General features: G+C 36.7%; 11 protein-coding genes. All 11 read left to right on the top strand.

Features of this window, described 5'->3' with window-relative positions; genetic code table 11:
* Positions 1–142: 142 nt before the first annotated feature.
* Positions 143–661, top strand: coding sequence for a discoidin domain-containing protein (locus PHE88_12480; protein ID MDD5688636.1), 519 nt, complete (start codon positions 143–145; stop codon positions 659–661).
* Positions 662–840: 179 nt separating this feature from the next.
* On the top strand, positions 841–2,604 hold the full coding sequence (locus tag PHE88_12475) for a carbohydrate binding domain-containing protein (GenBank protein ID MDD5688635.1): 1,764 nt from the start codon (positions 841–843) through the stop codon (positions 2,602–2,604).
* Between the two features lie 106 nt (positions 2,605–2,710).
* Positions 2,711–4,456 (top strand): hypothetical protein, encoded by a 1,746-nt coding sequence (locus tag PHE88_12470; GenBank protein MDD5688634.1) that lies wholly within the window; start codon positions 2,711–2,713, stop codon positions 4,454–4,456.
* Between the two features lie 139 nt (positions 4,457–4,595).
* On the top strand, positions 4,596–4,778 hold the full coding sequence (locus tag PHE88_12465; protein ID MDD5688633.1) for a hypothetical protein: 183 nt from the start codon (positions 4,596–4,598) through the stop codon (positions 4,776–4,778).
* Positions 4,779–4,881: 103 nt separating this feature from the next.
* Positions 4,882–5,487, top strand: a complete 606-nt coding sequence (locus tag PHE88_12460; protein MDD5688632.1) for a carbohydrate-binding protein — start codon at positions 4,882–4,884, stop codon at positions 5,485–5,487.
* A 115-nt stretch (positions 5,488–5,602) separates the two neighbouring features.
* On the top strand, positions 5,603–7,381 hold the full coding sequence (locus PHE88_12455; protein MDD5688631.1) for a hypothetical protein: 1,779 nt from the start codon (positions 5,603–5,605) through the stop codon (positions 7,379–7,381).
* Between the two features lie 52 nt (positions 7,382–7,433).
* Positions 7,434–8,354: a sugar phosphate isomerase/epimerase gene (locus PHE88_12450; protein MDD5688630.1), complete on the top strand. Its 921-nt coding sequence runs from the start codon at positions 7,434–7,436 to the stop codon at positions 8,352–8,354.
* Positions 8,347–9,399 (top strand): Gfo/Idh/MocA family oxidoreductase, encoded by a 1,053-nt coding sequence (locus tag PHE88_12445; GenBank protein MDD5688629.1) that lies wholly within the window; start codon positions 8,347–8,349, stop codon positions 9,397–9,399. Before PHE88_12450 ends, PHE88_12445 begins: the two co-directional genes overlap by 8 nt.
* Positions 9,400–9,519: 120 nt before the next feature.
* Positions 9,520–10,488, top strand: a complete 969-nt coding sequence (locus PHE88_12440) for a zinc-binding dehydrogenase (protein MDD5688628.1) — start codon at positions 9,520–9,522, stop codon at positions 10,486–10,488.
* Between the two features lie 267 nt (positions 10,489–10,755).
* Positions 10,756–10,956, top strand: a complete 201-nt coding sequence (locus tag PHE88_12435) for a hypothetical protein (GenBank protein MDD5688627.1) — start codon at positions 10,756–10,758, stop codon at positions 10,954–10,956.
* A 522-nt stretch (positions 10,957–11,478) separates the two neighbouring features.
* Positions 11,479–12,639 (top strand): hypothetical protein (locus tag PHE88_12430; GenBank protein MDD5688626.1); only part of this gene is annotated, 1,161 nt, incomplete at its 3' end.

Here is a 12,639-nt window from a genome sequence, read left to right as displayed (position 1 = left end):
TAAGAAGAAGACTGGGAAAATAGGATTAGTCAAATAAGAGAAATGTTATAGAGTTATAGGGTTATAGCGTTTTAGGGTTTAAACACTATGAACTCTACAAACTCTAAAACTCTATAACAGAATTTAAAAGGAGGTAGTAAAGATGAGGAACTGGATAGTTTTAGGTTTGGTGTTTGGTATGTGTTTAACTTGTGTGGGGCGAGTTGAAGCAAAAAAGAGGGTTGTAAAGAAAAAAGGTAATGCAAGTGAAGAAGTTACTAAAAAAGAAGATAGTTCTGTAACTAATATTGCTTTAAATAAACCGGTTACAGCATCTTCAGTAGAAAGTGAAAAAACAGAGCCGGTAGGAGCAGTAGACGGTAATCTATCAACACGATGGGCATCAAAACGTACTGACCCGCAATGGATACGAATTGACCTTGGTAGTGTTTGTAATATTAAAAAGGTAGTATTAAATTGGGAAGCAGCTTATGGTAAGAGCTATGAGATACAAGTATCAAATAATGATGCCGACTGGACAACTATATATACAAAGACAGACGGAACAGGCGGTAAAGAAGAAATATCATTAAGTGGCAAAGGAAGATATATCCGGATGTTCGGTACTGCAAGAGGAACAAAGTTCGGATATTCATTATGGGAATTTGAAGTATATAAATAGAAATAAAAAAACAAAATCAGTCCAAAGCGAAGAAAGAAAAGTTATAGGGTTTTAGCGTTTTAGCGTTTTAGGGTTATAGGGTTTGGGTTTATACTCTGCAAATTCTAAAACTCGCTTTACTCTATAAACTCTATAACCTTTTTGACCCTATTTACATCAGAAATCACAGGAGTTTGAATATGAATAAAAAATGTGGTAGAATGCTATTTGCATTTATTGTGTGCATTATCGGACTTGTGATTTCATTCGGAGCATTAACTTATGTTGTGTCTGCACCTATAAAATTAATGCCGCTCGGAGATTCAATAACTCAACGGAGCTACAGTTATAGGGTCAAATTATATACATTATTAAACCCTGACCTTGCCAACCCGAAATACGATTTTGTCGGGAGCACTAAAACTACCGGTGATCAATGCGTTGATAAAAATCACGAAGGGTGGGCTGGTTGGTATATACAAGATATTAATAATAAAATTAACACATGGATAACCTTGAATCCTCCCGATATTGTTTTACTGCATATTGGGACAAATGATAATTATGCATCAATCAACAATGTTTCAATCTTCAATCTCTCCAAAGCAACTAATAGTCTTAGTGGTATTATAGATAAAATCGCGTTAAAATTACCCAATACAAAAGTTTATATAGCAGCAATCATTCCGCTCAGAGACAATGTGTGGACTCCATTCAACGAGAATGATAATGTAATTGCATATAATAACGCAATTCGTAACTTAGTACCGGAGAAGCAAAGCCAAGGCAAAAAAGTTTATTTTGTTGATATGTATCCGCATATCAGTACCGCCACTGACCTTAGTGATAATAAGCATCCCAATAGTGTCGGTGCCGATAAAATGGCTGATGTCTGGTATAGTTATCTTGCAGGACAAAATCCAAATAATACGCCGATAGCAAGTGGCCAAAGTGTTACAACACCCAAAGACACAGCTAAGACAATAACCTTGACTGCAACTGACGCAGATGTTAGTGATACTTTGACATACAGCACAGTTACCCTGCCGGTTCATGGAACATTGTCAGGTATAGCACCGAACGTAACCTACACACCAACCAGCGGATATATTGGAACAGATAGTTTCACTTTCAAGGCAAATGATACTAAGGCTGACAGCAATACAGCGACTGTATCTATAACTGTAACATCAGCAGAAGTTATCAATCTCATCAAAAATCCCGGATTTGAAACAGGTAAAATGCTATGGGTATATTACGCAGGTGGAGGTGGAGAGTTTTCTACATCAACACCCGGATATAACGGGACTTTTGCCGCCAAATGTACAATAACCGCAACAAATGCAAATATTCAGTTGTACCAAACCGGTATTGAACTTGAGCCGAATACACATTATCGTTTAAGTTTTTCAGCATACTCGACAACCGGGCATGATGTGACTGTTAATCTATTGAAGAATGTTTCACCGTATACTAACTACGGCTTAACTTATACAGCGAATCTTGGCACAACATGGCAGACATTTACCACAGAATTCAATACAAAAGGATTTACAAGTAAAGTTAGTGACGGACGATTACGGTTCTGGCTTGCATCTTTTGCTAAAGCTGGGGACATTTATTATATAGATGATGTTCAATTAAGTAAAGTTACTTTATTAGGACTAGTTCCGGCGATAGATTTAACTACTGTGAAATTATATCCTAACCCATATAATCCTGCAACAGCAGTTGATGGTAAGTTAAAGGTAATAAACCTGCCAATGAACAGTGTCATGAAATTATATACTGTAGCTGGAAGATTTGTACGGGAACTCAATGAGGTAGATTATGGTAATTTAGGCTGGATAGAATGGGATGGCAAAAATAGTGATGGTGACGAAGTAGCCAAAGGTGTATATATTTACCAGATAGAGGACGTTGCAGGTAGCAAGAAGACAGGCAAAATAGGATTAGTAAAGTGAGAGGAGCGTTATAGAGTTATAGAGTTCGTAGAGTTTATAAAGTCGCAGACCCTATAACGCCATAACCCTAACACTCTATAACAGAATTTAAAGGGAGGTTGTATTAATGAAGCAGAAAAGTTTTTTGAAGGTAGCAGTCCTGATAACTGTAGTTATTGGTTTTTCTGTAAGTGTTTCTTTTGCGGCAGTGTCATATGATGCTTTTACGGAAAGTTCAATGGTAAGCGTATTTAGAGACAAGGCGTTTAGTGGTACAACTAAATCCATAGAACTCTCGGCTGCGAAAGACGAGTATGAGCCTGCACAGATAATTATTATATCAAAAGGTAAAGAAGATCTTAAGGATATCAAAATAGAATTTAGTGACCTCACTTATGCACTGCCGGGTAATGATGAAGGAGACGTTTTTAAGATAACTAAGGATAATTTTGAATATCATCCTGCGGCATGGGAAAATGTAGAGGATACTTTTAGATGGAGTGCAAGCCAAAAACAAAAGTTTCTTGATGCGCGTCATCTTAAACAAATGGAAGATGTTATTGGTTTTCGTCCTGACCCGTTAAGATTAGACAAAGTATTTAATGCACATCCTAATATGAACACTACAGTCTGGCTTACTTTTTATATACCCAAAGACACGGTAGCGGGAACATATACCGGGACAGTTTCTATTATTCCGAAGAACGGCAAACGGACAGAAGTAAATGTTTCTTTAAAAGTATGGGATTTTGTCCTGCTAAAAGAATGTCCTGTAACTCTGCTTGGAACAGAAGACAGTACATCTGCTTCTAAAGCTTTAGGTATATCTAGTTTTGAATATGTGAAAATATTAGCGAAACATATGGTTAAACTTCACCGAGGAAATTCATGTTTGGGATGGAGTCCGCCATCAGAAGGCAGTTATGAAACTTCCGACAAACAGATAGAAGAACTTATGCAGCTCGGTATTAACAGATTCTGGATTTTTGTAGACCAGCGGTATTTTTATCCTGACGGACCGCTTCGCGTTAAAAATAATGATGAACGTATGGGACCGGAACGCGAAGCAATACTTAAAAAATTATGTAACCATTTAAAAGAGAAGGGCTGGTTAGATAACTTTTATTTAATGACATGGGATGAACCTAATTTTCTAAAAGAAGGCATTCTTGAGAAGTGGCAGCAATCGCAAAAAGAAATTAAAGATGCCGGATTTAAAAATTGGCAGACATCTTTCACCGGCCGGGCATTAGGGTTCCTCAATCAGATGATAGGTTATTCCGGTATATGGACCGCCCATATTGGACTTTGTGAAAATCCGGATACAATCAATTTTCTACAGGAACGCAAGAAAGCCGGTGATAAGATAGGCTGGTATTGGGGCGCTACATTGGTCGCTCCCGGTTATCAGATGCACCATCTTCTTATAGAGCAGAGAAATATCTATTGGCTTGCTTACAAATATAATATTGGCTTATTTTCCTTTTTTGATTATGATTTTGGTTTTAGAAAATTTGACTATGCAACACAAACTTACTGGGCAAATTCGGAAGAAATACCTAAGGTCCACAGAAATTATATTTATCCTAATCCTGTACTTGACAAGGACAACCCATTTTTAGGTTCAATCCGCGAAGAAGTTATGCGGGAAGGGAGAGAAGATAATTGTTATCTTTCTATGTTAGGACAATTAATTGAAAAACAAAAGAAGGAAGGTAATACACAACTGGCTAAAGAAGGTGAGGAAGCGCTTACTAAGAGTATGGATATGGTTGCAAAAAGTATGACTGATTATTCCACAACTCCTTCTGATATTTATCAGGCGAAGAAATTAGTTGCCGAAGCTATTTTAAAACTTTCAAATAAAAGATAAGGAAATAAAAGACAAAGGCAGTCCGAGGTCTAACGTCTGTTGTAGCTGCAGAGCAAAGCTCTGCTTCAGTAAATGTAGTTCTAAATCAGAGGTCATCTTGTTTCTTTCTTCTTGAATCTTGTATCTTGTTTTCTGCTTCTTGCTTCTTATTTTTCACTGGTTGGTCAGGGAACTCAAAGAGATAGATTTTGGTAATCTTGGCTGGCTCGAGTGTGATGGCAAGAATGATGATGGTGACAAAGTACGTAAAGGAATATATGTTTATCAGATAGAGGACGTTGCGGGTAGCAAAAAGACAGGGAAAATAGGATTAGTGAAATAAGAGAAGAGTTATAGAGTTATAGGGTTATGGTGTTTTAGGGTTTAAACTCTGGAACTCTACAAACTCTAAAACTCTATAACAGAATCCAAAAGGAGGTAGTAAAATGAGGAATTGGATTTTTTTAGGATTAGTGTTTGGGATGTGTTTAAGTTGTATCGGACAAGCAGAGGCGAAGAAGAAAATTATCTCGAAAAAAAGTAATGCAAAAACAAGTGAGACAACGGATATTAAAAAGCAATCATCCGGCACAGACATAAAAATTGAAGCTGAAGATTTTGATAAAGGTGGCGAAGGCGTAGGATATCACGAAACAGATGCGATAAACTCAGGAAAACAATATCGTACTACTGAAGGAGTAGATATTCAGGTCTGTAATGATATAGGCGGTGGTTTTAATGTTGGCTGGGTTCGAGTAGGCGAATGGCTAAAATATACAATAAACATAGAAACTGCCGGTAAATATACAATAGAAGTGCGAGTATCATGTGACGGTCAGGGCGGGAAGTTCCATATAGAGTTTGATGATGTAGATAAAACCGGACCAATGACAGTACCTGATACAGGCGGATGGGCGACTTGGCAAACAGTAACTAAAACAGGAGTAAGTTTAGATGCAGGGAAACATGTAATGAAATTGTCAATGGATGCTATTGGTGCTAAATTCATCGGTAATTTTAATTATATAAATCTTAAACTTGAAGGAAAATAAGTAGATTTAGATTTGGATTGATAAACAGTCCTTAGTCCAAAATCTAATGTTAGATGTTATCTTACTTCTTGAATCTTGTTTTTCGAATCTAAAAAAACATAGGGGAGACTGTATTATGAGCAGGAAAAGGTTTTTAAAGTTTGTATTACCGGCAGTTGCGGTTATTGGTTTTTTGACAAGCGTTTCTTTTGGGGCAGTGTCCTATGATGCTTTTACGGAAAGTTCTATGTTAAGCGTATTCCGTGACAAAGAATTTACCGGTACAAATAAAACCATAGAACTATTTACAGCTAAAGACGAGTATGAACCTGCACAGATAGTTATAATCCCAAAAGGTAAAGAAGACCTGAAAGACATAACAGTAGAGTTCAGTGATTTATCTATTGCATCGCAAGGGAATGTTTATAAGATAAGTAAGGATAATTTTGAGTATCATCCTGCGGCATGGATAAATGTAGACGCAGAATATGGAATACTCAAACCACAGGAAAATAGTAAATGGTATGAAGAACAAAGACAGAAGTTTCTTGATGCCCGTCATCTTAAAAGTATGGATGATGTTATTGGTTTTCGTCCTGACCCGTTGAGATTAGACAAAGTATTTAATGCACATCCTAATAAGAACAATATAGTCTGGCTTACTTTTTATGTACCGGAAAATACGGTAGCAGGGACTTACACGGGGACTGTGTCTATTATCCCGAAAAACGGTAAACGTACTGAAATAAACATTTCTTTAACAGTCTGGGATTTTGTTTTATTAAAAGAATGTCCTTTAGGTATTATTCCCTGGATAGACACCAACTCTGCTACTAAAGCTACAGGTTTGTCGGCTTTTGAATATAAAAAGCTGATAGCAAAACATATGATAAAACTTCAGCGCGGAAATTCATATTTAGCCTGGAATCCGCCAACGGAAGGCAGTTATGAAGATTTTGACAAGAAGACAGAAGAACTTATGCAACTCGGGATAAAAAAATTCTGGATTTTCGTAGATATGCGCAATTTTTATCCTGCAGGACCTCTTCAAATTAAAAACAACGATGATCGTATGGGACCGGAACGGCAGGCAGTACTTAAAAGAGTATATAACCATTTGAAAGAGAAAGGTTGGTTAGATAATTTTTTATTAATGACCTGGGACGAGCCTGATTTTCTAAAAGCAGGAATTCTTGAGAAATGGCAGCAATCACAAAAGGAAATAAAGGATGCCGGGTTTACAAATTGGTTTACAGGTTTTACCGGTCGTGCTAAAGGTGTTCTTAATCAAATGATAGGTTATACCGGCATATGGACTGCTCATATGGGTCTTTGGGAAAATAGTGATATTGTCAATTTCTTATTAGAACGTAAGAAAGCAGGCGATAGGATAGGTTGGTATTGGGGCGCCAATACAATTGCTCCCGGTTACATGATGTATCATCTTTTGATAGAACAACGAAACGTTTACTGGCTTGCTTATAAATATAATACTGATTTATTTGATTTTTGGAATTATGACTATGGATTCAGGGACTTTGACTATAATAAAACGCAGACTTATTGGAAGACTCCTGAGGAGACATTCCCGGTAAGTGTTATGAAAAGCAACAGGAATTACGTTCATCCTAATCCTGTGCTTGATAAGAACAACCCGTTTTTAGGTTCAATGCGTGAAGAAATCATGCGAGAAGGCAGAGAAGATTATTGTTATCTGTACATGTTGGGTCAATTGATAGAGAAACTCAAGAAGGAAGGGAATACACAACTGGCAAAAGAAGGTGAAGATGCACTTGCTAAAAGTATGGATATGGTAGCTAAAAGTATGACAGAATACACTACAACTCCTTCTGATATTTATCAGGCAAAGAAAATGGTAGCCGAAGCTATCTTAAAACTTTCAAATAAAAGATAGGAAAATAAAGGTAACAGTAGAGAGAAAAAGCACGTAAAGATGTTATCTGTCCATGTGGAGCGATGAGATTGTTGTCCGCAAAAGTATCAGCAGAGAAACTACTTGCACAACCGGACTATTGAAAACAATGAAATATTCCCTTTTTACGGTTATTCTTCCGGAACTTTCTCCGGAAAAAATAGTAATAGAATTAAAAAAAGCAGGGTATGATGCGGTGGAATGGAGAATTCATCCGGATTACCATTTCCCTTTAAAAAGACTTGAGGAAAAAGCTGTCTACATAAAAAAAATTACAGAAGATGCAGGATTAGCAATTTCCAATTTAGGCAGTTACGCGTCGGTATTTGACACTAAAAATATAAAAAAATTGATTTCTGCAGCACATAAAATGGGCGCTCCCTCTTTCCGGGCATGCATGCCGACTTATCAGAAAGGAAAAGAAGAATATCATAAACTCAAAGCCGAAGTAAGAGAAAGTCTGGAAAAAGTAAAAAAAGATTTAAAAGATTCAAATATTAAGTTATTGATTGAGCTCCATCACGGGACGATTGTTCCCTCGGCAAGTGCAGCTGCAACTTTATTGGAAGGTCTTTCTTGTAAACAATATGGTGTTATTTACGACCCGGGGAATATGATTATCGAAGGACGTGAAGAATGGAGTATGGGTTTAGAAATATTATCTTCTTATCTGGCATATGTTCATGTGAAAAATACAGGCTGGGTTAATAAACATGGAGAATGGCAAAAAGAGTGGTTGCCTTTAAGTAAAGGAATGGTAAATTGGAAAAAAATATTACAAATTTTAAAATATAAAAATTACCAAGGATTTTTATCTATAGAGAATTTATATAACGTACCTTTAACTACAAGCGGTTTGGTCAAGGAATCTTTAAAACAAAAATGCCGGCCAACAAGCTGGCAAAAAAGAATAAAGGATGATATGATTTTTTTAAAAGGATTTAATCATGGATGATAAACGGATAAAAATAGGTATTGTAGGTACTGGACTTATAGGCTATGGTTGGCATTTGAAAGCATGTAAAAAATTATCCAATCTTTTTGAAATATCTGCGGTATGTGATATCAATAAACAATGGGGGAACAAAGTTGCCAGGGAGTATAATACCAGATATTATGATAACGTTGAATCGTTACTAAGAAATGATTCAATAGAGTTAATTGTAGTAGCAGTGCCCGGAGTATTCCATAAAAACATAAGTATTAAAGCAATGGAGTCGGGCAAGCATGTGATTGTTGAAAAACCGATGGCTTTAAATGACCAAGAAGCAGAAAAGATGATTGCTGTAGCCAAAAAGACAAAAAAGAAGTTATTTGTCCACCATAATAGGCGATGGGATAGAGACTTCGTTACATTACAGAATATATTTAATAAAAAGATATTAGGGCGGGTATATGTTATAGAATCCAAAGTAAGCAAATATAGTTTAGTCAGAGGACTTACCACAGGTAAAAATATTGATTGGCGTCTTACTAAAAAATTTGGCGGCGGGCGACTAAATGAATGGGGTTCTCACCTCATAGACCAGATGTTGCTTTTGGTTAAAAGCGAACCGCTTTGGGTCAGCAGTGATTTACAAAACAGATGTTTTAAAAAAGACGCTGAAGACCATGTTAATATCTGGATTAAATTTGAGAATGGTATTTTAGGAAAGATAGAAATATCCCAGTCAAGCCGGATAAATCTTTTCCCCCGATGGTTTGTGTTAGGAACGAACGCAACCTTGTGTGGTAACTTTGGTAATGCGGAACCGGGAAGTTCTATCAGCAATAAGACATCATCATCATCATTTGAGATAAAAACAGGCAAAGTAAATGAATTAAAAACAAAGTTTGTTCCTTTGGTTTCTACGGACATGTATGGATTTTATAAAAATATATATCAGTGTATAATAAAGAACAAAGAACCTATTGTAAAATTAGAAGAAGTGAGAAAAGTAATAAAGGTAATGGATGCTATTAGAAAATCAAATATTAAAGGACAGGCGGTATATTTATAACCGCTATTTTGGCTCTGACTTTTCGTATGGGAAAATTTCATAAAGTTTAAGTTGTCCGTTAATTTGATAAGTCGGTTTAATTCATTAATATTTTAATTTGTAATTTAAAAAGGAGATGATATGCAAGGAAAGATGATGGCTGCCTGGCTGAAAGGATATCATCGTTTTGATATAGTAGAAGTTCCTATTCCAACGATTAAACCCAATCAGGTATTAGTTAAGATTAATAAGGTTGGAATTTGCGGTTCAGACCGCGGTATGTGGGATAATCATCATTTTTTTAATGAGTTATATCGGTGGGAAGATTTTGAACCGGGAGATCATGGTCACGAGAGCGTAGGTACAGTTGTTGAAGTAGGAAAAGAAGTTAAAAATTTAAAAGCGGGGAATCAAGTAGTAAGATTAAACTTATATGATTCATGGGACCTTAAGATGGCAAATTTTGCCGAATATGCAGTAAGTGATTGTGCAATAGAATGTAATTGTGCTGACTCTGATGCAATGTGTTTTACTGATCCGGTGATGGTCGGTCTTAATCATGTATATCATGCGAATGTTTCGCCCGGAGACACGGTAGTGGTTATGGGATTAGGTCTTTTAGGATTGATTGTAGTTCAGCTTTTAAGTCATAATCATATTGATGTTATCGGCACAGATATTGATGAGAGAAGAATGAAACTTGCAGCACAATATGGGGCTAAAGTATACAATGCCAATGATAAAGATTTATGTGAAAAAATTAAAACGTGTTATCCGCAAATAAAGGCCGTGATTGAATGTTCCGGCTCAGATGAAGCTGTAGATATGGCCTGCCAAATCATATCTCGGGGCGGGACTATAGTAAATATGGGCGCTACCCGGACCAAAATTGCCTTTAATTATACTCAACTTAGAATAAAAGGTGTAACCATTAAATTTCCAATGAACCGGGTCAATCATAAAGACAACTGGTTTACTGCGGCAAAACTTCTCCATGATGGAAAAATCGAGGTAAAACAATTTATAGATAAAAGAGATAAATTGGTAAATATTCAAAAGGTATTAGAAAATTATGATGAAAATTGGATACGAGTAATTTTAGAGGTATAATCAAATAAATTCAAAGTTAGTTAGCATACATATATCAGTCTAATGTCCATAGTCCGAAACCAAGAAGTAAGAGTTATAAATATAATTTAAAGTATAAGAATTTCAATGTATAGCAGAGCTAACGCTCTGCGGCTACAATATCAACTAGTTTGTAGCTGCAAAGCGAAGCTTTGCTTAACTTGATGTATAGGAATTTCAATGTTTGTAGTTGTCGTAGACCCTTGGCGTGACTAACTTGGGAATCATAAAACTAACAAGAATAAAAACATGATAATTTACCCGCCTGCTAAGTCGTGGGGTTCCACTTCAAATCCCTGTTCATATCTAATATCTGAAAACACAGTTTTAGACAAAATAATGACAGTTTTAGCTATTGACGGTTTTCGCTATATACGTTATACTCTATTAGAGGAAGAACCATATATAAAAATATTTAATATTTTTAATAGAACTAATAAAAAAGGCTAATATTCGTGTTGTTTTACCCCGCTTGATGCGGGATTGTGTGCTCAGTCGGTCCGGTAGGTCCGAACTCCGAGCACTAACCCGATTCTTATTTATAACTGAATATGTGATCGGGATTGTGTTCTCGTTCGGTGCAGTAGCTCCGAACTCCGAGCACTAACCCGAAAAGGCTGCTCAAGGGAAACCTTGATGAGTTCGCAAAACCAAGGGCTAAGATAGTAACGCCAACAGGTTGCCGATAAAAGACAAACCACAAGCAAGTAAATCACAAGCGTGTAAACCGCTTTGTGATAAACCGCTTGTGGCTATCAAGCCAGCAAGGTTACCGAAAACAAATAAGTGAATTAGTAAATTAGCGAATTAGTTGATTAGGAAGAAACTACACCTAATAACCAATTGGTTGATTTTCTGATACACTTTTTTATTTACCAAAATTCTGAATTCTTTATCCTGATTATTGAGTTCTGAGTGCCGAATTCTGATTTCTGTTTACTGAATCCTGAAGCCTGTCAGTTGGACAATTTTATGACTAAACCCATTAAATTATTTTTATTATTAGCAGTGTTGGCATTAACCTGTATGATAACAGCACAAACATTATCTGCTGTGTTAAGTTTCAAGAGGGGATTATTAAACAACTGGTCTGTTTTATCTGAGTATAAAACTGACATTGATAAGGCAGCATACTATGGTGCAGATTCATATTCACCCTTCGGACTAACTCCGTCATATATAGAAGGCATTAAAAATAATACTCAAACGGATTATATCGGTTTAGGTATCGATTATGCTCACACAATAGGTATTAAAACTTATCTTTTTATGAGCATTGCCTCATATGCCAATAATGATTGGGATGCCTTTAAAGACAGTGTTTCTGCGCAGAACAATTTTCTTTCCAACCTGGAATGGGTATTGCAAAGATATCCCACTGTTGATGGTATAGAACTTGAAGAACCGTATTGTCACAAAGGCATACCGGCTGACGGCGGTGCAGCATGGCGTGCGTTCACCAATAGTTTTTTCACTAAGTGCAAAAATGTAGTGGCTAAATACAAACCTACCGACCAGCCCGATAAATTCACATGGTCATTCAATTGTGGCAGTAATTCTTATGGTGGTGTTTGGGGAAGTGGAATTGATACTGCCTATATAAATGATAATAGATTATTCAACGCATATGAGATTCAAAACTCCGGTCAATCTCTCACTGACTTTCAGAATAAAATTACGACATGGCAAGGCTGGTTCCCAAATCTTGAAGTTTTTTCGTGTGCATCTTTAAATTGGTCTAGTCTTTTAGACGCTTGCGGTCTACCGTGGCCTTATAACAGTTCTACATGCTGGAACCAGGCATTTTTTGACCAGGTTAAATGGGCTAAATCTGTTAATCATTCCGTGCGTATATTCATACAAGGCAGGCTTACTACATCCGCCACAATGTGGCCGAATGACACTACACCAGGCGCAACAGCAGGTGATAAAGTAATATATATTTGGGGCGGCACCCAGCAGTCATATTCCGCAGGAGTGCCATTGTTGATAACGAGCAGTACAAGCACACCCACAAAAGTAGAGGCAGAGAATTTTGATATGATGTCCGCCGGTTCAGGCCAGAATGAAGCATATTATGATACTACACTGGATAATCAGGGCGGCGCATACAGGACAACAGAATATGTAGAT

Source organism: Elusimicrobiota bacterium (assembly GCA_028718185.1).
GTDB lineage: Bacteria > Elusimicrobiota > UBA8919 > UBA8919 > UBA8919 > JAQUMH01.
This window is presented reverse-complemented; position numbering and strand designations above follow the sequence as displayed.

Excerpts from the sequence above, each read along its gene's own strand:
- PHE88_12480 (MDD5688636.1), top strand. The coding sequence starts at position 143 with ATGAGGAACTGGATAGTTTTAGGTTTGGTGTTTGGTATGTGTTTAACT.
- PHE88_12475 (MDD5688635.1), top strand. The coding sequence starts at position 841 with ATGAATAAAAAATGTGGTAGAATGCTATTTGCATTTATTGTGTGCATT.
- PHE88_12470 (MDD5688634.1), top strand. The coding sequence starts at position 2,711 with ATGAAGCAGAAAAGTTTTTTGAAGGTAGCAGTCCTGATAACTGTAGTT.
- PHE88_12460 (MDD5688632.1), top strand. The coding sequence starts at position 4,882 with ATGAGGAATTGGATTTTTTTAGGATTAGTGTTTGGGATGTGTTTAAGT.
- PHE88_12455 (MDD5688631.1), top strand. The coding sequence starts at position 5,603 with ATGAGCAGGAAAAGGTTTTTAAAGTTTGTATTACCGGCAGTTGCGGTT.
- PHE88_12450 (MDD5688630.1), top strand. The coding sequence starts at position 7,434 with ATGTGGAGCGATGAGATTGTTGTCCGCAAAAGTATCAGCAGAGAAACT.
- PHE88_12445 (MDD5688629.1), top strand. The coding sequence starts at position 8,347 with ATGGATGATAAACGGATAAAAATAGGTATTGTAGGTACTGGACTTATA.
- PHE88_12440 (MDD5688628.1), top strand. The coding sequence starts at position 9,520 with ATGCAAGGAAAGATGATGGCTGCCTGGCTGAAAGGATATCATCGTTTT.
- PHE88_12435 (MDD5688627.1), top strand. The coding sequence starts at position 10,756 with ATGATAATTTACCCGCCTGCTAAGTCGTGGGGTTCCACTTCAAATCCC.